The following is a 23,626-nucleotide window of genomic DNA, read 5'->3' as shown; positions in this document are numbered from 1 at the left end:
CGGCGATCCGGGGTGTAAGGGTTGCCGTCGAAGGAATGACGGTCAAACCCTGTTTCGGCCCCGGATCAGAAATCTTGCGTGGCAGGCGACACCGTTGATCGGCCTCGCGCGACCGTTGACGCGTCCGTCGGCTGCGGCTGACGAATCGCGGCGGCTTTCTGCTCTTTCAACAGGTACAGCGGCCGCTGTTTGGACTCGTCGAACAAGCGCGCCAGGTACTCGCCAATCACGCCGATGAACAGCAGTTGCAGGCCGCTGAAGAACAGCAACGTCACCATCAGACTGGGAAAGCCGGGCACCGGGTCACCGAAGATCAACGTCTTGACGATGATGAAGCCGCCCGAAACAAACGCCAGCAGTGCCACCAGCACCCCCGCATAGGTGGCCAGCTTCAGCGGCGCAGTCGAAAAGCTGGTGATGCCGTCAAGCGCGAAATTCCACAGCCGCCAAAGACTAAAGCTGCTGACGCCCTCGCCGCGCGGGTCGCGCACGTAGGTGACCGCCGCACTGGGAAAACCGATCCACGCGAACAGTCCCTTCATGAAGCGGTTGCGCTCCTTGATCTGGCGCAGCGCGAGCACCGCGCGGCGGCTGATCAGTCGGTAGTCGCCAGTATCGGCCGGGATTTCGACCCGGCGACTCAGGCGCCCCATCAGCCGGTAAAACACCGATGCGGTCGCGCGCTTGGTGAAGCTTTCGCCCAGCCGTTCGGCGCGTCGCGCGTAGACGGTGTCGAAGCCTTCGCGTGCCTTGGCCAGCAGGGTCGGCATCAGCTCGGGCGGGTCCTGCAGATCGGCGTCGATCAGCACCACCCAATCGCCGTCGGCAAAATCGAGGCCGGCGCTCATCGCGATTTCTTTGCCAAAGTTGCGCGACAACGCCAGGTAGCCGACCCGCGCGTCCGCGATCGCCAGGGCCTGGATGAGGGTGAGGCTGTCATCGCGACTGCCGTCGTCGACGAACAGCACGTCGGCACTGACGGTGTCTGCCATGTCATCGAGCACGGCGGCGACACGGGACCAGAACGCCTGCAGCCCGGCACTCTCGTTGAAGACCGGGACGATGATGCTCAGGTGCTGCAGCGGGCTCGATGGGTCAGCCACGGCGCTCCGGTTCGATGACGGTGAAGATCCAGTATTTCATGCACGCAAAGTTAAAGCCCATCACCGCGACCGTGGCGAGCATCTGCGCCGGCAGGTAATGCAGACCCAGACGCAGACCCAGCCCCAGCAACGCACTGTTGAGCAGCACGCCGAGCGCCACCATCAGGGCGAAGCGTGGCAGGCCCTGCCGATGGGGCCGTTTGCTGGCGAAGCTGAGTCGCCGGTTGAGACCGTAGTTGAGTGCGGCGCCGGCCAGAAACCCCGCCGCTGCGGCAGGAATCTCTGGCGAGCCCAGCAGTTCCACGGCTGTCGTCATCAGCGCGTAGTGCAATGCCGTTGACGCCACCCCCACCGACAGAAAGCCGCGCAGCGCGCTCACTCGCGCAGGGTCCACAGGCCCAGCGGCCGGTCACCCCATTTCGCCAGTTCGCGCCACTGGTAGTGCGACGCCAGCTGTTTGTCGAGCACCTCACGCGCGTCAGGTTTGTGGTTGGCCTCGCGCCAGCTCCAGACGATGTAACGCACGTCATGGGCCAGCAGGTAGGGCACGGGGTCCTCGTGCGTCCCGTCGAAAATCGCTTTCAGGGCGTTGTGTCGCGACCAGATCTCCGGCAACTGACCACGCCAGGTCACTTCGTGCAGCGGCCAGCCGAGAAACACCGGCTGCCCGGCCAGCAGGCTGTAGGCGCTGCCGTCGTCGTAGGCATATTTGTCGACCCGCTCCAGCACGATGCCGCGCGGCGCAACCTTGAGCGCATCAATGATCGCCGGGCCGCCCGCGTCGCGCCGGTAAATGCCGTCGCCGTGCAACTGCATCAGGTCGGGCTGCGTGGTGTTGCTGATGAACTTGACGATGTCGATGACGTAGAACAGCGTCGAGGCCAGCGCCAGCGCGGCAACTGCACGCACCCAGCGACGGGGACTGATCATCACCGCCGGTGCGACCCCGATCAGCGTCGCCACCCAGATCCAGCCCCACCACTTCATGGTGGTGTTGGTGCGCTCGTGGCGGCCACCCGACAGGTCATCGATGAAGATGAGTTCGGATGCGATCAGCGCCAGCACCAGCACCCCAGCCACCGGCCAGACGAAGCCACGCAGCGCCGCGGGCACGAACGCCGACAGGGTCAGCAGCACGAGCACCGGCAGCATGAGGGCGACAAACGACAGCAGCGGTGTGCGCTGCCCGGCGCCAACCCACGCCACCGGCGTGCTCAGGCTGCGGCTGGTGAACCCGGTGAGAAACGGCAGCAAGAGGACCAGCGCGGCCAGCCCACCGAGAACCAACGCCATCAGCCAGCGTCCGGCCAGATCGCGGTCACCGCTGCGCCACGCGTGTCCGGCTTGGGTCAGGCCCCAGACACCCACCATCAGTCCGTGCAGCGGAAACACCCAGGTATGTGCGGCGATGGTCAGCGGCACCGTGGCCGCCGCCAGCCCGGCGAGTGCCAGCCGCGTGCCGGGGGTGCGCGCCTCGGACTGCGCCGCCCACATCAGCGACAGGGCCAGTGCGAGCAAGAAGAAGCCGGCAATCGGCGGGTGGTAGTCGCCGATGTAGTACTGATAGCCAAAGGTTTCCAGCGGCAGTTCCGGGCGCTCGGCGCCCGGGACATCGGGCTTCCCGAAAAGGCGCTCGCCCAGCGCCGTGTTGATGCGCTGGTCGTAGTTGCCGATGAACCGCGCCGAGCCGGCCATGCCGTCATACACGTTGACGTTGTCGGGCTTTGCCTCGGTGTTGGTGGCCACCACCCGTGTCCAGATGCTGGCGCCCGTGCCGCCGGCCATCAGCACCACCAACAGCAAGGCCGCATAGCCGCGCGCCAGGCCTTGGCGGCGCGCCAGCTCCCAGGTCAGCGCCGGCGTCAGTGCCATCAGCAGCACGAAGGCAACGTTGTAGGCCCCGCCAGGGCTGAGCCCGAACAGGCGCGCCATGAGTGCCGCACCGTAATGTTGCAGGGCGTAATAAAAATCGAAGGCGTACGGCGGCATCCAGTGATCCATCGGCGGCAGCCGCTCGCCGTCGAGGTAGTTGACGATGAAGTACAGGTCGGTCAAGCGCTCTGCGCTGGGAAACAGACTGGGGTAACTGCCGCGCCACAGCAATCCAACCGCCACGGCAGCAAAAAACGGCAGGCTCGTTAGCAGCAATCGGCGATTAAACCAGCCCTGCCGCGCACCGATCACGGCCAGCACGGCACTGGCGATCAGCAGCAGTCCACCCGCCCCCCTCAGACTGCCGAAACCCACCGCGTGCTCCACCGTGAACATCACCGTGCAGATCGTGGCCAGCGCCGCCGACAGCGCGGTCCAGGGCGGCCAGCCCCGGTGTTGCGCCCACGCCAGCAGCACCGCGCCCGGCAGGCAGATGGCAGAAAACACGGCAAGCCAGAGCAGTAGCGACATGGACAAGGGGCTGGATGACGGCTGAAGAGCCGAATGCTAATCGCTGAATCGCCATCGCGCTTTACCCGCCCACCCCAACGTGCAAGGCTGCAGCGCAAGCCCGCACCGACGTGCTGCCGATGTTACGAAGGTCTCTGACCCTGCTGTTGGCCGCGACCCTGCGCGTCGGCGCCGTTCATGCCGAGGCGCCTGCGGTGATGAATGCCGAGGTCTACGCACCCGGGGTTGCCGTCTCCGAATACTGGATCAGCGAAAAGCTCGATGGCGTGCGCGGGTACTGGGACGGTCAGCAATTATGGAGCCGTGGCGGCCATCGTATCGTCACCCCTGCGGCCTTCACTGCGGGCTGGCCAAACACCCCGATGGACGGTGAACTGTGGATCGCGCGCGGTGAATTCGATCGTGTCTCCGGCATTGCCCGCCGTGCCCAGCCAGACCCCGACGATTGGCAGCAGGTGCGCTTCAGAGTGTTCGACCTGCCAGAGCATGGCGGCCCCTTCGGTGAACGCGTGAAGGCGATGCGCGACCTGCTCAATCCCTTGGACATCCCCTGGCTGCAGCCGGTGACGCAATGTCGTCTGGCCGACGACACCGAACTTGAGCAACGGCTGGCGGCCGTCATCGCGGCCGGTGGCGAGGGTCTGATGCTGCACCATGACGAGGCCCGCTATCGCGCCGGTCGCAGCGACGCGCTGCTCAAACTCAAGCCCCATGACGACGCCGAGGCGCGGGTGATCGGCTATCGCCCCGGCCAAGGCAAATACACCGGGCAGATGGGCGCGCTCGAAGTTGAAACGCCGGACGGCGTGCGCTTTGCCCTCGGCAGTGGCTTCAGCGACGCCCAACGCGCCGACCCACCGGCGATCGGGGTCTGGGTCACCTACCGGTACAACGGTCTCACCCACAATGGCGTGCCGCGATTCGCGAGGTTTTTGCGGGTGCGTGAGGGCTGGACGCCGCCCTGAACCTGTCGGTCAGCTGCCGAGATCGGTGCTGATGGCGGTTTCCAGCATGGCCAATAACAATGACGCATACGCCCCGGCACTCCACGGACGACGCCCCGCGTGCTGGGTGTGGATGGTCGTGTAATGCGTGCCGGGCACCGCCATCAGGCCGGCAAATCTTTCAGCCACCGCTGCCGGGGTTGCAGCATCGTAGATGGGCTGAATCATCCGATCGGTTCGCCGCCACAACACATCACCCGCCGCAACGTGATGGCGCAGAAACAGCCGGTAACTGGCGAACTCGGACCAGCGCCGCACCGGCTGTGACAAAAGCACGGACCACCAGGGCTGTCCGTAGCGGCGCTCGAGGTGCTGCAGGAAGCAGCGCACCGTCGGCGCGTGAAAAACGAAAGGCGTGTCGAACGAGGTGTCGAGTGGCCCCGACTGGGGCATCGGGTGACACAGCAACGCATGCGCCTGCGTGACCCAGCGCCGCTGCTTGGTGCCCATGGGTGTCGGCGGCGCTTGCAGATACAAACAGACGATGCGTCCCTGGGGATCGGTGAAGTCGGCTTCGCTCGCACTTGGCAACACCGCCACGTCGCTGTCAATCACCACCACCGTGTCGGCGGTGCTGGCGGCGGCGGCGGCCAGTTTGCTGATCTGCTGAATCTGCCAGCCGCTGTAGCGGATCCAGTCGGGAAAACCGCCAGTGCGCAGCGACAGGCTGCCGGCCATGCGCGTCGCCCAGATGCCGAGCCGCTCAATATGACGCCGCGCCTGCTGGCGTCGCTGGTCGAGCGGGGGCGGCAACACGGCAGCCGTGGTCTGCAGCGTCACCGGGCCGCCGGCAAATGACTGGAAGGCGGCTTCATCCTCGGACTGGACCACGACCTGGTGCGGCACCCGGGCGAGGCCCGAGCGGTCCAGCGTCTTCCTCAGCAGGGCGAAGTGACCCTGGTCACCTGCCCAAACGGGCGTCATCAGCACGATGCTCATAGCGGCATGACGACGTTCGACATGCTGACTCCTCGGGGTCAGGCCAGCAGGCATTGCGGGCGGGATTACGGGCTCGATTATGCCGCCCCTCCGCCCCCGAAGATGGCGTGCTCGCGACAAACGTCACATCAGCCGGAGGCAACGCCCTGCCGGCCTGCTATCGTCCGGTGCCTGCCAGCATCACGCCCGAGGATTCCTGCATGGAAGTGAAATACGCCGAGCATCCCGCCATGTTCCGCAACAACCCGCTGGGGTTCATTCTGGCGGTGCTGCTGATACCGCTGGCGGTCGGCATCCTCATCCTGTTGTATTGGTACCTGTCGTGCAAAGCCACCAAGCTCGAATTTATCGGCAACGACCTCGTGCTGGTGCGCGGCCTGCTCAGCAAAGACCGCACCGAGCTCAATGTGGCCAGTATTCGCACCGTGAATGTTTATCAGTCGCTGTTCAACCGGATGTTTGGCGTCGGTCGCATTTCGATCTTCACCGCCGGCGACGCCCCCGAAATGGAGGTGTCGGGCATTCCTCGTCCGCATGACCTGCGCGAGCTGGTCAAGGCGCATCAGGCCGGAGGCTGACCATGCCGGTTGGCGAAGCCGAAGCCAAGGACCGCAAGGCCGCCCGCACGATCGGCGTGGTGTTGCTGGTGCTCTTCGTCGCTCTGGCGGCCGGCGCGCTGATGCTTTATCCGATGATGGCCAGCTTCGTCGAGGTCCATTTCGCGCCGGGGCTGGGGCTCAAGCAGGCGGCGGTGATTGCCTTCTTCATCACCCTCGCGGTGTTCGTGGTCTTCGCCATTGCCGCCGGTGACGGACTGATCGGCGAACTGCAATACATGCTCGGCGGCTTCATGTCGTTTTTCGTCGTGGTGTGGCTGATGGTGGCGTGGATCTTCTAAAGCCCCGAATGCCGCTACGCTCACGCTTCAACATCGAAGGAACCCGGGGACACCATGAAACAACTCCTGACGTTCATTGCCATGATCACCCTCACCGGCACCGCCTCGGCGCAGATCACTTGGCTGGAGCCGGTGGCCGGTTACGCGCGGGTCAAACTTGAGGACAACGCCAGCACTGCGCGCGCCACGGCTGACGGCCCCGTATTCGGCGCGCGCGGCCGGCTTCAGGTCGAAGGGCGCTGGTTTGTCTCTGGCGAGGTCCAGCACGCGCCGCTCAGCGGTGACACGCAGGGCGTCGATTTTGACTTTGACTACACCCTTTACCGCATTGGCATCGGTGCGCAGAACGACATCGGCGAGGGCGGCGCCAATGCCTCGGTCAAGGCCGAGTACGTGCGCCTCGACGCCGAACAGACGGGCGCCGGCGCGACGGCCGACGACACCCAGCACGGCGGCTCGTTCACGCTGCGCATCGAGCGCAACCCGGCGCTGGGTGCGGTCATCCTGCCGTACGCCGAGGTCGCCTACCTCGGCCTGGAGGATTTCGATGGCGTCGAGGCCAGCATCGGCTTTCAACTGCCGCTGCCGGGTGCGCTGCGGCCCTTCATCGAATATCGCCACATCGACTTGAATGGTGACGACGACACCGTCGACGTCGACATCGTCAGCAGCAACGTGCAAGTCGGGGTGCGCTGGACCTTGCGCTAGGACCATTTCACCCACGCATCCACCGCGTCATGAAATGCTCCGGGTGTTCATCGCCCGGAGTCCCCCATGCGCATCGGCGTCCCCAAGGAAATCAAGAATCACGAGTACCGCGTCGGCCTGACCCCGGCGGGGGTGCGTGAACTGCGCGGCCACGGACATCAGGTCCTGGTGGAGACCGGCGCCGGTGTCGGCAGCGGCATTGCCGACGCGGCCTACCAGGAAGCGGGCGCCGTGCTCGTGGCTGATGCAGCCACCGTCTTTGCCCAGGCCGAGCTCATCATCAAGGTGAAGGAGCCGCAGCCAGCCGAGTGCAGCATGTTGCGATCCGGCCAGGTGCTGTTCACTTACCTGCACCTCGCCCCCGACCCCCAGCAGGCTGAAGGCCTGCTGGCGTCAGACTGCATCGCCATCGCCTACGAGACCGTGACCGATGCACGCGGCGGCCTGCCCCTGCTGACGCCCATGAGTGAAGTGGCCGGCCGCCTGGCCGTGCAAGCCGGCGCGCACACGCTGGAGAAGGCGCAGGGCGGCGCCGGCATTCTGCTCGGTGGCGTGCCCGGCGTGGCCCCGGCCGAGGTGCTGGTGATCGGCGGCGGCGTGGTCGGCTACAACGCGGCGCGCATCGCGGTGGGCATGGGCGCATCGGTGACGGTTCTCGACACCTCGCCGCGCCGCCTGAGTGAGTTGGACGCGCTGTTCGACGGCCGCCTGAGAACCGTTTATTCCACCGCGGACACCCTCGAGCGTCTCGTCGCCGGCGCCGACCTCGTCATCGGCGCGGTGCTGCGACCCGGCGCGGCCGCACCCAAGCTGGTGACCCGCGACCTGCTCAAACGTATGCGCGCGGGCTCGGTGGTGGTCGATGTCGCCATCGACCAAGGCGGCTGCTTCGAGACCTCGCGCCCCACCACGCACCAAAACCCCACCTATGTCGAAGAAGGGGTTGTGCACTACTGCGTCGCCAACATTCCCGGTGCGGTGGCGCGCACCAGCACCTTTGCGCTGACCAACGCGACGCTGCCCTACCTGCTGAAACTGGCGAACCAGGGTTATCGGCAGGCCCTGCAAGCCGACGCCCATCTGCGCGACGGGCTGAACGTCCATCGCGGTGCCCTCACCCACCCCGCAGTTGCCGCCGCGCTGGGTTTGCCCTGCCAACCCGCCCTGGACGCGCTGCAGGACGCGTCCTGACCTGCCGTCATTCCACGGTAATGGTGATCTTGCTCGACATCACCGGCGGTTGATGCGCCTGATGCTTCCAGTCGCCGAGCAGCAACTGCAAGGTGTGCTTGCCGGGCGCCAAGGTCAGCGTGGTTTCGGTCTCGCCGCCGCCAAAATGCTGGATCTGTTCGCTGGCCGGCAAGGGCTGGGCAAAGTCCACGGTCGGGTCGTCGATCAGCAGGTGATGATGACCGGTCCCTTCCTGATTGACGCCGGCCGGCGCGACGCCCATCTTTCGCAGGCCAAATTGCACGGTGACCGGGCCTTTCACCGTGGCGCCATCGGCCGGGGCGATGAAATACACCTCGGCGCCGGCAGGCGCAGGTTGGGCCAAGCCCAGCGAGGTTTCCATTTTCTGGTTGGCCTGCTTGCCGGCCTCCTTTTTCAGCGTTTCCCGCCAGTCGGCCGCAGCCAGACCGGGCACTGCCATCAGTACCGCCAGCCAGATCATTGATTGACGCATCGCGATCACTCCGTCGAGGGGTTCAGTTCTGCGCCAGCGTAAGGGATTCCTGACGCACGAGCCGCTCAGTCGCTGAAAGGGCGGCCCAGCGCTTCGGGGACTTCGGGCGTGGGCGCGGGATCATGTGCGCCCGCCCTGATGCGATACGCCCAGGCGAGAATCTGCGCCACGGCGGTGAACAACTCCGGGGGCACCGGGCGGCCGACTTCGGTGCTGCGGAACAGGGCGCGCGCCAGGGGCGGTGATTCCACGCGCAGCACCGAATGTTCCAGCGCGCGTGCGCGTATGGCCGCAGCCACGTCGTCGGCGCCCTTGGCGACCACTTCGGGTGAAGCCATGCGCGTGGCGTCGTAACGCAGGGCCACGGCGAAATGCGTGGGGTTGGTGATGACCACATCGGCGCTGGCCACCGATTCCAGCATGCGCCCGCGCGACAGCTCCATCGCCCGCTGACGGCGCTTGGCCTTGACCTCAGGCCGGCCTTCGGACTCGAAGATTTCGCGCTTGATTTCGTCACGCGACATTTTCAGTTGCCGGGTATGGCTCCATAGCTGAAACGGCACATCGGCGGCGGCCACCAGGGCCAACCCCACCAGCCCCATCAACATCACCTCCATCAGCATGGCGCCGGTTTCCGCCAGCGCAGCCGGCAGCGGCACATGGGCCAACCCCAACAGGCGTCCCAGATTGAAGTGGATGTAGGCCAGCACCAGCCCGCCGATCAGCAGCATTTTGCCCATCGCCTTGCCCAGTTCCGCCGCCGCCTGGGCCGAGAACAGCCGGGCGAAACCCTTGATGGGGTCAAGCTTGCTCAGGTCGGGCACGATGCCTTTGCCGGAGAGCAGGAGCCCGCCAATCAATGACGGCGCCAACAGTGATGCCAACCACGGCACCAGCACCACCAGCCCGGTGATGCCGATGGCGCGCAGCAAGCCGTGGCCGATGGCCTGTGCAGGCTGGGTTCGAGCGTCGCCGGCCACGCGGAGGCTCTGCGCCATCAAGCCGGCGAGCTCGGTCATGAGGTGCGCGCCCCACAGCATCAAGGCCAGCGCGCCAAAAATGGTGACCAGCGCCTGCGACAATTCTCGCGAACGGGCGATCTGGCCCTGCTCACGGGATTGCTCGATCTTTTTCTCGGTTGGGGCTTCGCTGCGTTCGCCGCCGCCTTCGGCTTCACTCATGGCGTGGCCTGCAGCGCAGCGCCGACCTGTTCGAACATCTGTGCCCAGTAGGCTGACAGGGGCGCGCCCATCTCCGGCAGCCACAACCACAGCAGAATCAGTAGCGCCAGCAAGGCGGCTGGCAACCCGATGGCAAACAGGTTCAGCGCCGGCGCCGCACGGCTGACCAGTCCAAAACCCAATTGCACGGTGAGCAGACTGGCCAGCACCGGCAACGCCAGGCTGATGCCCGCCTCCAGCATGGGCACCAGCAGACCGACCAGCGCCATCCACGGCGGTCCGGCCCAGTCGCCGGCCATGGGAATGGCGGCAAAGCTCAGCCACAGCATGCGGATCAGCGCGTGATGCCCGTCCATCGCCAGAAACAACAGGCTGGCAAACGCGGTGAGCATCGAGCCCAGCACCGGCGAGGCCGTGCCGCGCATCGGGTCATTGACCTGGGCGAACGACAGGCCGGCCAGCGCGCTGATCATCTCCGCCGCCAGCATCAGGGCTTCAAACAACAATTGCAGCAGCAGGCCCAGCATCAGGCCCACACTGACGTTGATGATCATCATCAGCCACCACTGGCTGCCGAACAGCGCGGGCGCCTCGACCGGCGGCACAGTAAGTGCAATCAGCGGCGTGAGCACCACCGCCATCATCAACCTCACCCGCCCCGGCGCGGCACGCCCGCCCAGCACCGGCGCGGTGACGACGAAGGCGCTCACCCGCACCAGCACCCAACTGGCCTGCACCAGCGCGCCCCACAGCGCGATGGTGACGGTGCCGAGCTCGCCCATCAGTTGACCCAGGCCGGAATCGACAGAATCAGTGCGCGGGTGTAGTCAACAATGACGTGCAGCATCCACGGCCCGGCCAGCACCGCCACGGCAGCGACGGCCAGCACCTTGGGAATGAACGACAGGGTCATTTCGTTGATCTGCGTCGCGGCCTGAAACAGGCCGATCACCAGCCCGGAGGCCAGTGCCGCCAGCAACAGCGGCGCGCCGAGCAACAGCCCCACCTCCAGCGCCGAGCGCCCGACGGTGAGCACGTCTTCCGGCGTCATGACACGAAGCTGCCGACCAGACTCCCGGCGACCAGGGTCCAACCGTCGACCAGGACGAACAGCATCAACTTGAACGGCAGCGAAATCATCATCGGCGACAGCATCATCATGCCCAGGCTCATCAGCACGCTGGCCACCACCAGATCGATGATCACGAACGGAATGAACAGCAGAAACCCAATCTGAAACGCGGTCTTCAGCTCGCTGGTGAGGAAGGCGGCGGCCAGCACGGTCAGGGGCACATCGGTGGGCTCGGCGAACCCCTCGGTGTGCCCGGCCAGCTCGGCAAACATCAACAGGTCACTGTCGCGCGTCTGGCGCAGCATGAAGTCGCGCAGGGGCGCAGCGGCACCCGGTGCGGCCTGCTCCAGCGCCATCGTGCCGTCCAGATACGGGCCCACGCCTTCAGCCCATGCGCGCTCGAACGTCGGCTGCATGACAAAGCCGGTGAGCAGCAGCGCCAGGCCAATCAGGATGGGATTCGACGGCGTGCTCTGGGTGCCCAGTGCCTGGCGCAGCAGTGCCAGTACGATGATGATGCGGGCAAAGCCGGTGGTCGACATGAGCAGCGCCGGCAGCACCGACAGCAGGGTCATCGCCGCCAGCACCTGCAAGCTCAGCGACCACTGCGCACCGCCGTCGGCGGTGGGCGTCATGGTCAGGGCCGGAATCTCGGGCAGGGTCGTTTGCGCCAGCGCGAGGCCGGGCAGCAGCAGGGCGGTGAGCAAGGCGGCCACCCGGCTCATCGCACGTCCTCCAGTTGTTGGGCGAAGGTACTGGGGGCTGATTTGTCGCCGCTCAGCCGGGTGATCTGGCCGGGCGTCACGCCCAGAAGGATGGTTTCACCGGCCACCTCGACCAGCACCAACTGGCTGCGGGCGCCCAACGCGCGGATCGCTTTGACCTGGATCGCGCCACCGGCCTGCGGCATCAAGCGCAACCGCTTGAGCACGATGCTGGCACCGAGAATGATGCCGAGCACCACGGCCAGCGCCGCGATCATCTGCAACACGTGGCCGAAGCCGGGGCTGGCCGGCAGCGTTTCCATCAGCGCAGCTTGCGAATGCGCTCGGCCGGGCTGACCACGTCGGTCAGGCGCACGCCGAATTTTTCGTTGACCATCACCACTTCGCCGTGGGCGATGAGCGTGCCGTTGACGTACACATCGAGCGGCTCGCCGGCCTGGCGTTCGAGCTCGACCACCGAGCCCTGCGACAGCTGCAGCAGGTTGCGGATGGGAATGCGGGCGCGGCCGACCTCGATGGCCAGGGTCACGGTGACATCCAGAATCACGTCAAGGTTGACGTCGAGATCGCCGCCCTTGGGCTGCGATTCCAGGGTCGGCATTTCGGCACGACGGGCATCGGGTTGGGACATGGGTTGCGACATGGAAGAACTCCGGTTAAGCGGCTTTTGCCGAGGGCTCGCGCCGCGCGGCGTGATCGATTTTCAGCGCGTGTTTGCCGTGTGAGACGCCGAGCGAGCCGCTGAACACCGGCAGTCCGTCGATGCACAAATCGAGCAGGTCGGGCATCTCGATGGGGATCACGTCGCCGGGCTTGAGCGCCACCAGTTGCCGCAAGGTGAGGCGCGGGGCGTCGAGTTGGGTCGAGAGCTCAACCATCGCGTCCTGAATCTGCGCCCGCAGGCTGGCGGTCCAGCGCTCGTCGCGGTCACCGCGATCGGATTGCAGGCCGGCATCCAGTTGCTCGCGAATCGGCTCGATCATCCCGTAGGGCATGACGATGTGAATCTCGCCTTCGGCGCCATCGAGGTCGACGGTGAATTTCGACACCACCAGAATCTCGCTGGGCGCGACGATGTTGGCGAAATGGGGATTGACCTCGGAATTCAGATACTCGAAGTCCAACGGCATCACCGGGCCCCAGGCTTCGGCCAGGTCGGCAAACGCGCTCTTCAGCAGCAACTGGATCACGCGCATTTCGGTGGGCGTGAATTCGCGCCCTTCGATCTTCACCGGGAAGCGGCCATCACCGCCAAAAAAAGTGTCGACGCAGGCGAACACCAGTTTGGGTTCGATGACGATCAGCGCCGTGCCACGCAGCGGTTTGATGCGAATCAGATTGAGGTTGGTCGGCACGTACAGCGAGTGCACGTAGTCGGCGAACTTGAGCATCTCCACGCCCTTGATCGACAGCTCCGGCGAGCGTCGCAGCAGGTTGAACAGCGAGATGCGGTAGTGCCGCGCGAAGCGTTCATTGATCATCTCCAGGGTCGGCAGACGACCCCGGACGATGCGGTCGTGCCCGGCCAGATCGAAGGGCCGCACCTCGCCTTCCAGCGGCGGCGAGTCAGTGGCCACGGCGCCGGCATCGACGCCGTGCAGCAGGGCATCGATCTCGTCCTGGCTTAAAAGATCCTGGCCGCTCATTGCATGACGAAGCTGGTGAAATAAAGCGCTTCGAGCGTGCTGGCCTGTTCGGCGTCGGGTAGCGCGGTGCGGATTGCGGTCAGGGCCTCGCCGCGCAAGGCTTCGCGGCCCTCCGGCGCCATCAGGCGCGCGTAGGGGTAGCGTCCAAACAAGGTCAGCAGTGCGTCGCGGATGGCCGGCGCGTGGGTGTCGACCGCCGCGAACACGGCGGGGTCACGGGCCATGACCTGCAACTCCACCTGCAGATAGCGCAGCCCGCCGCCGTCATCGATGTTGACGACCAGCGCCGGGTCGAGCTTGTGATACTGCGCCGGCAATATCGCCGGTTCGGCAGCCGCAGCCTCACCGCGCTGCGTGGCGTAGTACCAGCCGCCCCCACCGGCCACCCCGGCCGCCACGAGCACCGCCAGCATGATCGGCATCAGGCTTTTCTTTGGGGGGGCGGCAACGGCGACCTCAGACATGGTGTGTTCCTGTGCGGGTGGCAAAGCGACATGCGAATGGACGCTGGAACTGCCGCAAGCGGCGTGCGAAACCCGACCCGCAACCCGTCCGCTGGCGCCGTCGATCGAAGCCGTTGGTCGCGAATTGCGGCGCCGCACATGTCGTTTGCGCCGCTGTGGGCCCAAACGTCCGACTTTCGACGCACCCCTCGACGCCCGGACCTGTGTGCCCGCCGTCAGTCGCGTCGGCTTTCCGACGCCCGCCGACGCGCGGCGCTGGGGCACACTGCAGCCTCGATCAAAGGGGAGATTTGATGATGCGAGCACCTCGCCGGGTCGCGCTCGCGACCCTGTTGCTGCTGCTCGGCGCCTGCGCCGAAGCCCCGCTGCCTGACGCCCCGGCGGTCACACCCGACGCGCTGGCGGCGCACGGTGAACATTTCGAAGAGGCGGTCATCACCGTTGCGCCTAGCCTGCACGTGGCCGTGGGCTTTGGCATTGCCAACAGCATCCTCATCGAAGGCGATGAGGGCGCGATCATCGTCGACACCCTGGAGTCACTGGACGCCGCGCGACGTGTGGCCGCCGCCTTCGCCGAGATCAGTGACCTGCCGGTGAAGGCCATCGTCTACACCCACTCTCACCCCGACCATGTTCAGGGCGCCAGTGCGTTCATCAAAGAGGGCACCGAGGTGCCGGTCTATGCCCACGCCGACGTCGCGGCCAACATGGACCGCGTCGCCTCGGAGTTGCAGCCGGTCATCACCCGCCGCTCGCTGCGTATGTACGGCGCCGGACTCCCGGAGAACGAGCGCAGCAACCTCGGCATCGGCGGCTTTCTGGCGCTGACGCCCAATGCCGAGGTCGGCACGCTGCGGCCCACGCACACCCTCACCGATCGCCTCACGGTGACCCTCGCCGGCATCGACATGGAACTGGTCCACGCGCCCGGCGAAACCGACGACCAGATTTTCGTCTGGCTGCCGCAGCACCGTGCGCTGCTGCCGGCCGACAACCTCTACAAGGCCTTCCCCAATCTCTACACGCTGCGCGGCACGCGTTTTCGCGACGCCAAGCGCTGGGCCGGCAGTCTGGATGCGATGCGCGCCCTGGCGCCCGAGCACCTGCTGCCCAGCCACGGCCAGCCGATCAGCGGCGCCCACACCGTGCAGGCCCTGCTCACCGACTACCGCGACGCCATCCGCTTTGTGCACGACCAGACGCTGCGGCGCATCAACGCCGGGCAGTCGCCGGACCGCATCGCCGCCGAGCTGCGACTGCCACCGCACTTGGCGGCCTCGCCGTATCTGCAACCTTTTTATGGCACGCCTGCGTGGGCGGCGCGGGCGCTGTTTCAAGGTGAGCTCGGCTGGTTCGGCGGCAACATCAGCGAGTTGAACCCGCTGCCGCCTGCCGAGCAGGGCCGCCGCTGGGTCGAAGTGGCCGGCGGTCGCGACGCGCTGCTCGCGCATGCGCGAAAGGCCCTGGCCGATCACGATCCACAGTGGGCGCTGGAGCTCACCGACCCGCTGCTTGCCGCCGATGCCGTTGACGCCGACACCCTTGCCCTGCGCGCCGAGGCCGCGAGCCGGCTCGGCGCCGCCGAGACCAACCCCAACGCGCGGCATTACTACCTGAGCCAGGCACGCGAATGGCGCGGCGAGTGGACCGCGCCCGAGCGCATCGTCAACCCGACACCGGCCATGCTCGCGGCGATGCCACTGGCGACCTTTTTCGACGGCATGGCCGTGGCGCTGGATGCCGACGCGGCGCTGGAAACCCACGCCGCGCTGGTCTTCGACTTTACCGATGCACCCGCACACACGCTGATCGTCCGTCGCGGCGTGGCCGAGTGGCGCCGGGACGATCAAGCGCCCGGCGTGCCCGTGGTGTCTCGCACCGAGGTCTCGGCACAGGTGTTCAAGGAAATGTTGGCGCAACTTCGCAGCCCGGCGGTCACCGTGGCCAGCGACTTCAAAATGAGCGAGGGCAACCGCCTCGATCTGATTCGTTTTTTGCGCCTGTTCGTGCCGCTGGACACCGAAGACTAACGCCTATTAACGCGATCGGGCTCGCTGCGGCCGAGTCGGCTCTGGCCCTAGGCGTAGTGGTCAACCACGCCTTGCCGGGCCCGCTCGCGGGTCGGCACCGATTCGGCATCACCCCCCTCGCCTCGGGCGCTTTGCGCCAGTCGCCGCGCGGGCGCCTCATCGCGGCCCTGTGACGGGTGGCCGACATCGGCACCCATCAACTGCAAGCCGCGCGCCGACAAGGCGTTGGCCAATTCCGGCAAGGCCTGGGCGAGCAGCATCCGCGCCTGCGCATCGCCGCTCCCGAGGCTGACCGCGACCTGCTGGTCGCGCACCGCCAGTTGGACCTCGACCGTGCCGAGGCGCGGCGGGTCCAAGCGCAGCTTCATCGACCAGACCTCGTCCTCGAGCATCGCCTCGATGTGTTCGGCGAGCTTCGGGGCGGCGTCGGCGACCGGCAGCGAGGGCATCGCTGCGGCAGTGGCCGCCGTCGCCACGCCCGGCGAAGACACCGCGCCGGCAAGCGTGACAGTGACGCCCGGACCTGCAGTGGTCGGCGCGTGGGTCTCTGCCACAAGGGCATCCCCAAGGCGTCCGATCGGCGCGCCCGGCGCGGCCTCCAGCGTTGGCAGCGTCGCGTCGGGTGCCGCCACGGGGTGCATTGCCGGATCAGCCGGCACGGCCGCGGACAGGGTGGCGACAGATTGAGAGAGGGCTTCAGTGGTCGTCGCCGCCGTCGGTGGCGCAGATCGGTTCACCGACAACGTCGCCGCTTGGCCACCCGATGGCATCAGGTTGGCCGCGGGCGGGGACGGCGGTGCGACCCCAGGGTCTGGAACTGCGTTAGCGGCAGTGGCTGGAGGCAAAGACCGAGCGTCGGCGGTGATCTGCGCCGCGGCTTCGGTGCTCGCAAGTCGCGGTGTGTCCAACCGATCGGCTGCGATGGAGGTCCCGGGGTCATTTTTCAGGTGGGCAACTTCTGGCTGAACCAACGCCTCGCCCGTCGGCAGATTGAGTGCGTCGGCGATGTCGATCTCGGTCTCGACGGCGTCGGCGACCTCGATGGATACCGCCGACTCCGCATCAGCATCGGCGGCGATGCCGGAAGCAGAGGCGGCAACGGCAGCCGACGCCGACTGGGCGGCCAACTCGGCGCCGAAGCCGCGGGGTGCCGCACCCTCAGCAGCCGCAGCCGGGCGTGCGGACGGCGTCACGGCGGCGGCGGTCGCGACCGCCATCATCCGCCGCTGATCCACGCCATGACACGGCCAAAGCCGCGGTCATCGTCGATGCTCTGCTGACGCCGGTCGCGCGCCAACTGCAACTGCTGACGCTGATGGTCGGCGGCACGATGCAGGCTTTGACTCACGGTCTGCGCCCGCTGGAATTCGATTTGTGCCTGCAGCGCCTGCCGCTCGGCCCGGGCAATGCGTTGCTGCTGCTGTTGCTGCGCGGCAGTGAGACGGTCGCTGAACGCGCGGCGTGCCTGAATCTGCCAGACGCTCTGCGCCAGGGGTCGGGCGCCGTACTCGGCGGCATAGCGCTGCAGTTCGGCGAGCTGGCCTTGCGCCGACTGCACGCCGTCTCGCGCGGCAACCCACTCGGCGGCGGCACGGTCGCTGTCGCGACGACGCAGGTCAGCGATGCGCTGCAGGCGCGGCGTGGCAAGGCTCATGAGGTCACTCCGGTCAATTCAGCAAGGCTGCGGCGGGCGTCGATCAGCGGCGCGGGCTGCTCGACCGCCTGCGACAGAAAGCGATCGATTCCGGTCTGGTGCGCCAGGGCGGCGTCGGTGTCGGCATCGGCGCCCGACTGGTACGCGCCGACGGCGATCAGATCGCGGTTACGGCTGAGTGCGCCCATCCAGCGGCGCAGTTGCGTGGCGGCCCGCCGCTGCGGCCCATCCGCCAGATTGGTGAACAGACGGCTGACGCTGGCCTCGACATCAATCGCCGGAAATCGGCCCTGTTCGGCGATTCGCCGCGACAGCACGATGTGGCCGTCGAGAATGGCGCGGGCGCTGTCGGCAATGGGGTCCTGCAGGTCGTCGCCTTCGGTGAGCACGGTGTAAATGCCGGTAATGCTGCCGCCACGCTGCAGCGCACCGGCGCGCTCGACGAGCTGCGGAATGCGGGCGAACACCGACGGCGGATAGCCGCGGGTGGCGGGGGGCTCACCCACGGCGAGGCCGATCTCGCGCGCGGCCTGGGCGTAGCGGGTGAGCGAGTCCATGAGCAGCAGCACGTGGCAGCCCTGATCGCGAAAATATTCGGCGACGGCCGTGGCCAGGCGCGCGCCATTGAGCCGCGCCAGCGGGCTGGCGTCAGCCGGCGCGGCGATTACACAAGCCTGGGCCAGGCCGTCGGGACCGAGGGTGTCGAAGACGAAATCACGGACTTCGCGGCCGCGCTCGCCGATCAGGCCGACCACGGTGACATCCGCCGTGGTGTGGCGCGTCATCATGCCGAGCAGGGTCGATTTGCCGACGCCGGAGCCGGCAAACAGGCCGACGCGTTGACCGCGACCGAGGGTGAGCATGGCGTTGATGGCGCGCACGCCCACGTCCATGGGCGTGTCGATGGCCGCGCGCAGCAGGGGGTTAATGGGCGGTGCCGAGAGTCGCAGCGGCTGCTCGCCTTTGGGCGGCGGTTTGCCGTCCAGCGGCAGGCCGTCGGCACCCATGACGCGGCCCAACCAGTCGGCGCCGATGCGCGGCTCGCCGGTGAGGCGCCGTGCCGCCACGCGTGCCGAGGGCGCGAGGCCGGTGAGCGGCCCGGCGGGCATGAGAAACGTGCGGTCATCGGCAAAGCCGACGACTTCGGCGGGCACCCAGCAGTCGGGCGACGTTTCGATGGCGCAGGCGCTTTCCAACGGCAGGCTGAGGCCGCGCGCCTGCAGCGCCAGGCCGACCATCTGGTCGAGCCGGCCGGTGCGCAGCAGCGGCGCCTGCTGCGGCGCGCGGGTGGCGCGGCGTTCGAAATGTTCGGCCAGGCTTGCGGTCATGCGCGGGCCTGCCAGTCGGCGGCCCACTGCGCGAGTCGCGTGCTGAGCCGCGCGTCGATGGACAAGGGATCGCCGTCAACGCAGACATCGGCCGCGCCCAGCGTCGGGTCGGCTTCAATACGCCAGTCGCTCGGCGTTTCAACCAATTGTTTCAGCGCCTCGGCAGCGGCCGGGGCCACGCGCAAGGTGACCGGTCCGCGTGATTCGCCCAGCGCCGCCAGTGCCTTGTCGGCCAGTGGTTTGAGCGCGGCCGGATCGAGCATCAGCGCCTGTTCGGTGAGCGTGCGGGCCAGCGCCACGGTGAGCTGGCAGAGCGTGTCGGTCAGCTGCGCGCGGTCGGCCGCCAAGGGCTCATCGAGCGCGGCAATCAGCAGGCGCAGGTGATCGATCTTGGGCTCGGCAGACTTGCGCGCGGCGGCCTCGCCTTCTTTGCGGCCACGCTGATAGCCCTCGTCCCACGCCGCCTGCTCCAGGGCTTCGAGGTGAGCGGCAGTGGGCGGCGACTTGCGCGCGGCGCGCGGGTCGGGCCGGTCCAACTGCGGCGCCTGCCAATGGTGAATCTGCTCGGGACTCTCGGCCTCGAATGGCGTGGCGTGGTCGTTCACACGAAGTCCTCGCGGTTGCTGCCGAGCTGAATCTCGCCGTCATCGCCGAGCTTGCGGGCGATGCCGAGAATTTCTTTCTGAGCCGACTCAACGTCGGCCACGCGCACCGGGCCGCGGGCATCCATGTCTTCGCGCAGCATCTCGGCTGCGCGCTTAGACAGGTTGCCGAGAATCTTGTCGCGAACGCGCGGGTCGGCACCCTTGAGCGCCAGGCCGAGCTTGTCGGTGGCGACGTCACGCAGCAGTCGCTGGATGTTTTTGTCGTCGAGTTCGCCGAGGTTGTCGAAGACAAACATCAGGTCCTGAATGCGGGTGCCGAGGTTGTCGTCGACCTCGCGGATGCGCGTCATCAAGGTCGCTTCGGCACCCGAGTCCATGAGGTTGAGAATGTTGGCCGCGACCTTGACGCCGCCGACACTCGACGATTTGAGATTCTGGTTGCCGGCGAACTGGCGTTCGAGAATGTCGTCAAGCTCGTGCAGCGCGTGGGGCGGAATGCCTTCGAGCGTGGCGATGCGCATCACCACGTCGGCGCGGGCGCGCTCCGGCAACACTTCGAGGACCGCAGCGGCCTGGTCGGCATCGAGGTGCGACAGCACGATGGCGATGATTTGCGGGTGTTCGTTGCGCACCAGGTCGGCGATGGAACGCGGCTCCATCCACTTCAGGGCTTCCAGACCCTTGGTGTTGCGGCCAAGCAGGATGCGGTCGATCAGTCCCGAGGCCTTGTCTTCACCCAGGGCACCGACCAGTACTTTGCGCACGTAATCGTCCGCCCCCACGCCCAGCGAGGTTTGGTCACCCAATTCGTTGATGAAGCGGTCGATCACCTGATTGGCCTGCGGCGACGACACGCTGCCGAGGCTGGCCATGGCCTGGCCCAGCTTCTGGACTTCTTTGGCGCCGATGTGTTTGAGCACGTCGGCGGCTTCTTTCTCGCCAAGTGACAGCAGAAAGATTGCGGCCCGGTGCAGGCCCGACATCTCAGCCGGGGGTGCGGCAGTCAGTGCGTCAGGCATCAGTTCCCACCCAGGCTTTCACCACTTGTGCGACGCGCTTGGCGTCTTCGTTCACGGCTTGCCGTGCGAGCAGCAATTTGTCGTCCAGTGACAGCCCGGGCTTGTCCAGCGCCGTCAGTGCGGCGCTGCGTTGCGGCCCCTCGCCATCGTCACTGGTGACATTGACCGGCAGGGCGGTTGCCGGGGCCCGCGCGGCCTGCGGCGCGGTGAGATTTTTAAGCAGCGGGCGAATCACCAGCCAGGCAATCAGCGCCAGCGCGAGCACCCCCAGCCCCTCGCGGGCACTGCGCTGGACCCAGGCGGCCTGCCACCACGGTGCAGCCGCCGGCGGCTCAAGCGCGACAACCTGCTGCATGGCGCCCTGACGAACAGTGACGCGGTCGCCGCGTGCCTCGGTGAAGCCAACGGCATCGCGCACCAGCGCGTCGACATCGGCGAGGGTTTCGGCATCCCATGCCGGCACGGCAGGCGCTGCAGGCGCCACGTCGCCTTCGGCAGCGGCCACCACCGCTGCCGGTGGCGGACGGTCGAGCAGTACGGCCACGGTGATGCGTGACACCCGATTGCCCCGCGTGCGGCTGTAGTTGACCTCGCGCGACACATCAAAGGTGCGGCGCTCGGCGGTGGTGATCGGGGCCGGTCCTTCGGCAGGCACTTCTGCGGTGAGGCCGCCCGCTTCAGGCGGCTGGTTGGCGGCGGCGCCGGGCACTCCGGCCGGGGGCGCGCTGCTGGCGCCAGCGGCGCTGCCGACTTCGCGTGTGATTTGCTCTTCACGCATCACCGGATTGGGGTCCACGGTTTCGCGCGCCTGCTCGGCCTCGGTGGGGTCGAGCTCGACCATCACCTGCACTTCGGCGCGGCCCACCAGCGGCGCGATCAGTTGCTGGACGCGGTCGACCATCATCGATTCCATGCGCCGCGCGAGTTCGTAATGGCGTTCGGCATTGGCGCCTTCGCTGTCGAGTCGCGACAGCACGGCGCCGCGGGCGTCGACCACGGTGACGTCCTGCGATTGCAGTTCGGGGATGCTCGCGGCCACCAGATGGGCGATGGCCTCGGCCTGCCCCTGCGCCAATTGCGCGCCGGGCAGCAGGTCGAGCACCACCGAGGCCGTAACCCTTGCGCGGTCGCGAATGAAGGCGCTCTGCTTGGGCAGCGCCAGGTGAACGCGGGCGCTGGACACCGGCTGCAGCGCGCTGATGGTGCGGGCGAGTTCCTGCTCCAGTGCGTGCTGATAGCGGGCCCCTTCCATGAAGCTGCTGACGCCGAAGCCCTGCGGCTCGCCCAGCATGTCCATGCCGCCGCTTTGCGGCGTGACACCGCTGCGGGCGAGGTGCATGCGGGCCTCGTTGGCGCTGTCCGCCGGCACTTGAATCACACCGGCGCCCGGGCCGATCTGCACCGCAATACCGGCGCTGCGCAAGCTGTCGGCCACGGCGGCGGCGTCACGGTCGTTGAGCTGGGTGAACAGGGCGGTCTGCGGCGTCGGCCGCGACCACAGCACCACGGTCACACCGGCGGCCACGGCCAGCGCCACACCGATGAGCGCCAGCAGCGGCTTGCCCCGGTTGAGCCAGGCGTCGACGGCCGGACCGGCAGCCGATGGTTTGAGGGGGGTACGGTTGAGGGCGAGTTCGGCCATGGCTCAGGCGCTCATCACAGCGGCATGTTCATGACGTCCTGGTAGGCCTGCACGACACGGTTTCTGACTTCAACCGTGGCGCGAAAGGCCACCTGGGACTTCTGCATGGCGACCATGGTCGAGGCCAGATCGCCACGACCCAGTTCGAATTCCTGCGCCATCGACGCGGCGGTCATCTGCTTGTCGTTGACGCCTTTGATCGCGTCGCCGAGGCGTTCGGCAAACGCCGAGGGCTTGACATCCTTGCCGCCGCCGATGGCATTACCGGCATCGAGATTGGGCAGCGCCGAGCGGCTGCGAATCTCGCGCATCTGCGCCAGCAATGACTGGATGCCGTCTTGGCCTACGGGTGTCACGATCAGGCGCCTCGGCGTTGGGGTCTGGGGAATGCACTGCAATGCCCGGGTGCGGGGCTCACGAGCGGATCGGTTCCACCGACGAGAGGCCGTACTTGCGCATGCGCTCGATCAGCGTGGTGCGCGACATGCGCAGCTTCTGTGCGGCGTGGGCGACAACGCCCTGGGTCTGGGCGAGCGCCTGGCGGATCAGGCTGGATTCGATGCCGGCGAGGTGCTCGCGCAGATCGACGCCATCGGCACCCAGCGCGGCAGTCGGCGCTTCATGTGTCGCCGGCTCGGATGCAGCCGGAGCATTGACGGGCAGCGCCGCCACCACAGGCGCACGCGGGCGATAACGCGGTGGCAGGTCGTCGACCGTGGCGACCGAGCCGAGCACCGTGACCGCGACGCGCTCCAGCACATTGGCCAGTTCACGGACGTTGCCTGGCCAGGGGTATTGCGCCAGCGCCACCATGGCCGCCGGGTCAAAGCGCACGGCAGGACGACCCAGTGCGACGAGTCGCTGGCAAAGGGTGTCGACCAGTGATGACAGGTCGGCGATGCGGTCACGCAGCGCCGGGGTTTCGATGGGGAATACGTTGAGCCGGTAGTACAGGTCCTCGCGAAAGCCGCCGTCGAGCACGGCTTGATCGAGGTCGCGGTGGGTGGCCGCGACAATGCGCACGTCGCAGGCAATGGTGCGGCCACCGCCGACGCGCTCAAAACTGCGCTCCTGCAGCACCCGCAGCAGCTTGACCTGCATGGGCAGCGGCATATCGCCGATCTCGTCAAGAAACAGGGTGCCGCCCTCAGCCAACTCGAAACGCCCTTTGCGCTGCGTGATGGCGCCGGTGAAGGCGCCCTTCTCGTGGCCGAACAGTTCGCTCTCGAGTAACTCAGCCGGGATCGCCCCGCAGTTGATGGCGACAAAAGGCTTGTGCGCCCGCGGACTGCTGGCGTGAATCAGTTGCGCGACCACTTCCTTCCCGGTGCCGGACTCGCCGCTGATCAGCACCGTGGTGTCGTGCTGCGCAACCTGGGCAATCAGCCGGCGAACGCGACGCATCGGCAGCGACTCGCCGGCCATGCGGACCGTCTGCGCGGGTGCCACGGACAGGGGCACTTCGGGGGCGGGCATGCAGGCGGTGTCGGGTTCCAGCGGCAGGGCGTCGAAGTGCAACAT

Annotated in this window: 26 protein-coding genes and 1 pseudogene; 6 read left to right on the top strand and 21 right to left on the bottom strand. The window is 67.2% G+C overall.

Going from position 1 to position 23,626, the window contains the following annotated elements; all coding sequences use genetic code 11:
- Positions 1-65: 65 nt before the first annotated feature.
- From U741_RS0106740 to U741_RS0106730, 3 genes are read right to left on the bottom strand one after another with little or no spacing between them, the layout of a single operon-like run.
- Complete coding sequence (locus U741_RS0106740) at positions 66-1,103, bottom strand: glycosyltransferase family 2 protein (protein WP_043110220.1); 1,038 nt, start codon at positions 1,101-1,103, stop codon at positions 66-68.
- On the bottom strand, positions 1,096-1,482 hold the full coding sequence (locus tag U741_RS0106735; protein WP_052378567.1) for a GtrA family protein: 387 nt from the start codon (positions 1,480-1,482) through the stop codon (positions 1,096-1,098). Before U741_RS0106735 ends, U741_RS0106740 begins: the two co-directional genes overlap by 8 nt.
- Positions 1,479-3,506, bottom strand: a complete 2,028-nt coding sequence (locus U741_RS0106730) for a DUF2298 domain-containing protein (protein WP_029889717.1) — start codon at positions 3,504-3,506, stop codon at positions 1,479-1,481. The genes U741_RS0106735 and U741_RS0106730 overlap by 4 nt, the downstream gene beginning before the upstream one ends.
- Before the next feature lie 119 nt (positions 3,507-3,625).
- On the opposite strand from U741_RS0106730, the gene U741_RS0106725 reads away from it, so the two are divergent.
- The gene (locus U741_RS0106725) at positions 3,626-4,471 is read left to right on the top strand and encodes a DNA ligase (protein ID WP_043110218.1); all 846 of its coding nucleotides are present in this window, start codon (positions 3,626-3,628) and stop codon (positions 4,469-4,471) included.
- A 9-nt stretch (positions 4,472-4,480) separates the two neighbouring features.
- Here U741_RS0106725 and U741_RS0106720 read toward each other — a convergent pair whose 3' ends face one another.
- Positions 4,481-5,434, bottom strand: coding sequence for a DUF6492 family protein (locus tag U741_RS0106720; RefSeq protein ID WP_152551517.1), 954 nt, complete (start codon positions 5,432-5,434; stop codon positions 4,481-4,483).
- Between the two features lie 215 nt (positions 5,435-5,649).
- Between U741_RS0106720 and U741_RS0106715 the strand changes: the two genes are divergently transcribed.
- The 4 genes from U741_RS0106715 (at position 5,650) to ald (ending at position 8,246) form a co-directional block, all read left to right on the top strand.
- A complete protein-coding gene (locus U741_RS0106715) occupies positions 5,650-6,027 on the top strand; it encodes a PH domain-containing protein (RefSeq protein ID WP_029889714.1) in 378 nt (125 codons plus the stop codon).
- Positions 6,028-6,029: 2 nt separating this feature from the next.
- Positions 6,030-6,347 carry a hypothetical protein gene (locus U741_RS0106710; RefSeq protein ID WP_029889713.1) on the top strand — a complete coding sequence of 106 codons (318 nt, stop codon included), beginning with the start codon at positions 6,030-6,032 and terminating at the stop codon, positions 6,345-6,347.
- 54 nt (positions 6,348-6,401) lie between these two features.
- The gene (locus tag U741_RS0106705; RefSeq protein WP_029889712.1) at positions 6,402-7,055 is read left to right on the top strand and encodes an outer membrane beta-barrel protein; all 654 of its coding nucleotides are present in this window, start codon (positions 6,402-6,404) and stop codon (positions 7,053-7,055) included.
- A gap of 66 nt (positions 7,056-7,121) precedes the next feature.
- Complete coding sequence (gene ald / locus U741_RS0106700) at positions 7,122-8,246, top strand: alanine dehydrogenase (RefSeq protein ID WP_029889711.1); 1,125 nt, start codon at positions 7,122-7,124, stop codon at positions 8,244-8,246.
- A gap of 7 nt (positions 8,247-8,253) precedes the next feature.
- Here ald and U741_RS0106695 read toward each other — a convergent pair whose 3' ends face one another.
- From U741_RS0106695 to U741_RS0106655, 9 genes are all read right to left on the bottom strand, one after another.
- The gene (locus U741_RS0106695; protein WP_366504369.1) at positions 8,254-8,628 is read right to left on the bottom strand and encodes a DUF4399 domain-containing protein; all 375 of its coding nucleotides are present in this window, start codon (positions 8,626-8,628) and stop codon (positions 8,254-8,256) included.
- Positions 8,629-8,804: 176 nt separating this feature from the next.
- Positions 8,805-9,920 (bottom strand): EscU/YscU/HrcU family type III secretion system export apparatus switch protein, encoded by a 1,116-nt coding sequence (locus U741_RS0106690; protein ID WP_029889709.1) that lies wholly within the window; start codon positions 9,918-9,920, stop codon positions 8,805-8,807.
- The gene (gene fliR, locus U741_RS0106685) at positions 9,917-10,702 is read right to left on the bottom strand and encodes a flagellar biosynthetic protein FliR (protein ID WP_029889708.1); all 786 of its coding nucleotides are present in this window, start codon (positions 10,700-10,702) and stop codon (positions 9,917-9,919) included. The genes U741_RS0106690 and fliR overlap by 4 nt, the downstream gene beginning before the upstream one ends.
- Positions 10,702-10,971 (bottom strand): flagellar biosynthesis protein FliQ, encoded by a 270-nt coding sequence (gene fliQ, locus U741_RS0106680; protein ID WP_029889707.1) that lies wholly within the window; start codon positions 10,969-10,971, stop codon positions 10,702-10,704. Before fliQ ends, fliR begins: the two co-directional genes overlap by 1 nt.
- Positions 10,968-11,717 carry a flagellar type III secretion system pore protein FliP gene (gene fliP / locus U741_RS0106675; RefSeq protein WP_029889706.1) on the bottom strand — a complete coding sequence of 250 codons (750 nt, stop codon included), beginning with the start codon at positions 11,715-11,717 and terminating at the stop codon, positions 10,968-10,970. The genes fliQ and fliP overlap by 4 nt, the downstream gene beginning before the upstream one ends.
- The gene (gene fliO / locus U741_RS0106670; protein WP_052378566.1) at positions 11,714-12,019 is read right to left on the bottom strand and encodes a flagellar biosynthetic protein FliO; all 306 of its coding nucleotides are present in this window, start codon (positions 12,017-12,019) and stop codon (positions 11,714-11,716) included. Before fliO ends, fliP begins: the two co-directional genes overlap by 4 nt.
- Positions 12,019-12,318 carry a flagellar motor switch protein FliN gene (gene fliN, locus U741_RS0106665; protein ID WP_052378985.1) on the bottom strand — a complete coding sequence of 100 codons (300 nt, stop codon included), beginning with the start codon at positions 12,316-12,318 and terminating at the stop codon, positions 12,019-12,021. The genes fliO and fliN overlap by 1 nt, the downstream gene beginning before the upstream one ends.
- A gap of 55 nt (positions 12,319-12,373) precedes the next feature.
- Positions 12,374-13,363, bottom strand: a complete 990-nt coding sequence (gene fliM / locus U741_RS0106660) for a flagellar motor switch protein FliM (RefSeq protein ID WP_029889703.1) — start codon at positions 13,361-13,363, stop codon at positions 12,374-12,376.
- Positions 13,360-13,827, bottom strand: coding sequence for a flagellar basal body-associated FliL family protein (locus tag U741_RS0106655; RefSeq protein WP_029889702.1), 468 nt, complete (start codon positions 13,825-13,827; stop codon positions 13,360-13,362). The genes fliM and U741_RS0106655 overlap by 4 nt, the downstream gene beginning before the upstream one ends.
- 293 nt (positions 13,828-14,120) lie before the next feature.
- Here U741_RS0106655 and U741_RS0106650 point away from each other — a divergent pair, with 293 nt between their 5' ends.
- Positions 14,121-15,857: an alkyl sulfatase dimerization domain-containing protein gene (locus tag U741_RS0106650; RefSeq protein ID WP_084154713.1), complete on the top strand. Its 1,737-nt coding sequence runs from the start codon at positions 14,121-14,123 to the stop codon at positions 15,855-15,857.
- A gap of 47 nt (positions 15,858-15,904) precedes the next feature.
- Here U741_RS0106650 and U741_RS0106645 read toward each other — a convergent pair whose 3' ends face one another.
- The 8 genes and pseudogenes from U741_RS0106645 to U741_RS0106610 form a co-directional block, all read right to left on the bottom strand.
- Positions 15,905-17,077, bottom strand: a complete 1,173-nt coding sequence (locus U741_RS0106645; protein WP_029889700.1) for a flagellar hook-length control protein FliK — start codon at positions 17,075-17,077, stop codon at positions 15,905-15,907.
- A complete protein-coding gene (locus tag U741_RS0106640; protein WP_029889699.1) occupies positions 17,074-17,511 on the bottom strand; it encodes a flagellar FliJ family protein in 438 nt (145 codons plus the stop codon). The genes U741_RS0106645 and U741_RS0106640 overlap by 4 nt, the downstream gene beginning before the upstream one ends.
- Positions 17,508-18,839 carry a FliI/YscN family ATPase gene (locus U741_RS0106635; protein ID WP_029889698.1) on the bottom strand — a complete coding sequence of 444 codons (1,332 nt, stop codon included), beginning with the start codon at positions 18,837-18,839 and terminating at the stop codon, positions 17,508-17,510. The genes U741_RS0106640 and U741_RS0106635 overlap by 4 nt, the downstream gene beginning before the upstream one ends.
- A complete protein-coding gene (locus U741_RS0106630) occupies positions 18,836-19,444 on the bottom strand; it encodes a FliH/SctL family protein (RefSeq protein WP_029889697.1) in 609 nt (202 codons plus the stop codon). The genes U741_RS0106635 and U741_RS0106630 overlap by 4 nt, the downstream gene beginning before the upstream one ends.
- A complete protein-coding gene (fliG, locus tag U741_RS0106625; protein WP_029889696.1) occupies positions 19,441-20,427 on the bottom strand; it encodes a flagellar motor switch protein FliG in 987 nt (328 codons plus the stop codon). The genes U741_RS0106630 and fliG overlap by 4 nt, the downstream gene beginning before the upstream one ends.
- Before the next feature lie 28 nt (positions 20,428-20,455).
- Entirely contained in the window at positions 20,456-22,105 is a 1,650-nt protein-coding gene (fliF, locus tag U741_RS0106620; RefSeq protein ID WP_043110217.1) for a flagellar basal-body MS-ring/collar protein FliF, read from the bottom strand.
- 14 nt (positions 22,106-22,119) lie between these two features.
- Positions 22,120-22,416 carry a flagellar hook-basal body complex protein FliE gene (fliE, locus tag U741_RS0106615; RefSeq protein ID WP_029889694.1) on the bottom strand — a complete coding sequence of 99 codons (297 nt, stop codon included), beginning with the start codon at positions 22,414-22,416 and terminating at the stop codon, positions 22,120-22,122.
- A 103-nt stretch (positions 22,417-22,519) separates the two neighbouring features.
- Positions 22,520-23,524: pseudogene (locus U741_RS0106610) on the bottom strand (sigma-54 interaction domain-containing protein); the annotation flags it as partial.
- Between the last annotated feature and the right edge of the window lie 102 nt (positions 23,525-23,626).

Source organism: Polycyclovorans algicola TG408, from assembly GCF_000711245.1.
Lineage (GTDB): Bacteria > Pseudomonadota > Gammaproteobacteria > Nevskiales > Nevskiaceae > Polycyclovorans > Polycyclovorans algicola.
This window is presented reverse-complemented; position numbering and strand designations above follow the sequence as displayed.

Coding starts and splice junctions, on each gene's coding strand:
- U741_RS0106730 (WP_029889717.1), bottom strand. CDS start 3,506: ATGTCGCTACTGCTCTGGCTTGCCGTGTTTTCTGCCATCTGCCTGCCG.
- U741_RS0106725 (WP_043110218.1), top strand. CDS start 3,626: ATGTTACGAAGGTCTCTGACCCTGCTGTTGGCCGCGACCCTGCGCGTC.
- U741_RS0106720 (WP_152551517.1), bottom strand. CDS start 5,434: ATGACGCCCGTTTGGGCAGGTGACCAGGGTCACTTCGCCCTGCTGAGG.
- U741_RS0106715 (WP_029889714.1), top strand. CDS start 5,650: ATGGAAGTGAAATACGCCGAGCATCCCGCCATGTTCCGCAACAACCCG.
- U741_RS0106710 (WP_029889713.1), top strand. CDS start 6,030: ATGCCGGTTGGCGAAGCCGAAGCCAAGGACCGCAAGGCCGCCCGCACG.
- U741_RS0106705 (WP_029889712.1), top strand. CDS start 6,402: ATGAAACAACTCCTGACGTTCATTGCCATGATCACCCTCACCGGCACC.
- ald (WP_029889711.1), top strand. CDS start 7,122: ATGCGCATCGGCGTCCCCAAGGAAATCAAGAATCACGAGTACCGCGTC.
- U741_RS0106695 (WP_366504369.1), bottom strand. CDS start 8,628: ATGGAAACCTCGCTGGGCTTGGCCCAACCTGCGCCTGCCGGCGCCGAG.
- U741_RS0106690 (WP_029889709.1), bottom strand. CDS start 9,920: ATGAGTGAAGCCGAAGGCGGCGGCGAACGCAGCGAAGCCCCAACCGAG.
- fliR (WP_029889708.1), bottom strand. CDS start 10,702: ATGGGCGAGCTCGGCACCGTCACCATCGCGCTGTGGGGCGCGCTGGTG.
- fliQ (WP_029889707.1), bottom strand. CDS start 10,971: ATGACGCCGGAAGACGTGCTCACCGTCGGGCGCTCGGCGCTGGAGGTG.
- fliP (WP_029889706.1), bottom strand. CDS start 11,717: ATGAGCCGGGTGGCCGCCTTGCTCACCGCCCTGCTGCTGCCCGGCCTC.
- fliO (WP_052378566.1), bottom strand. CDS start 12,019: ATGGAAACGCTGCCGGCCAGCCCCGGCTTCGGCCACGTGTTGCAGATG.
- fliN (WP_052378985.1), bottom strand. CDS start 12,318: ATGCCGACCCTGGAATCGCAGCCCAAGGGCGGCGATCTCGACGTCAAC.
- fliM (WP_029889703.1), bottom strand. CDS start 13,363: ATGAGCGGCCAGGATCTTTTAAGCCAGGACGAGATCGATGCCCTGCTG.
- U741_RS0106655 (WP_029889702.1), bottom strand. CDS start 13,827: ATGTCTGAGGTCGCCGTTGCCGCCCCCCCAAAGAAAAGCCTGATGCCG.
- U741_RS0106650 (WP_084154713.1), top strand. CDS start 14,121: ATGATGCGAGCACCTCGCCGGGTCGCGCTCGCGACCCTGTTGCTGCTG.
- U741_RS0106645 (WP_029889700.1), bottom strand. CDS start 17,077: ATGATGGCGGTCGCGACCGCCGCCGCCGTGACGCCGTCCGCACGCCCG.
- U741_RS0106640 (WP_029889699.1), bottom strand. CDS start 17,511: ATGAGCCTTGCCACGCCGCGCCTGCAGCGCATCGCTGACCTGCGTCGT.
- U741_RS0106635 (WP_029889698.1), bottom strand. CDS start 18,839: ATGACCGCAAGCCTGGCCGAACATTTCGAACGCCGCGCCACCCGCGCG.
- fliG (WP_029889696.1), bottom strand. CDS start 20,427: ATGTCGGGCCTGCACCGGGCCGCAATCTTTCTGCTGTCACTTGGCGAG.
- fliF (WP_043110217.1), bottom strand. CDS start 22,105: ATGGCCGAACTCGCCCTCAACCGTACCCCCCTCAAACCATCGGCTGCC.
- fliE (WP_029889694.1), bottom strand. CDS start 22,416: ATGCGCGAGATTCGCAGCCGCTCGGCGCTGCCCAATCTCGATGCCGGT.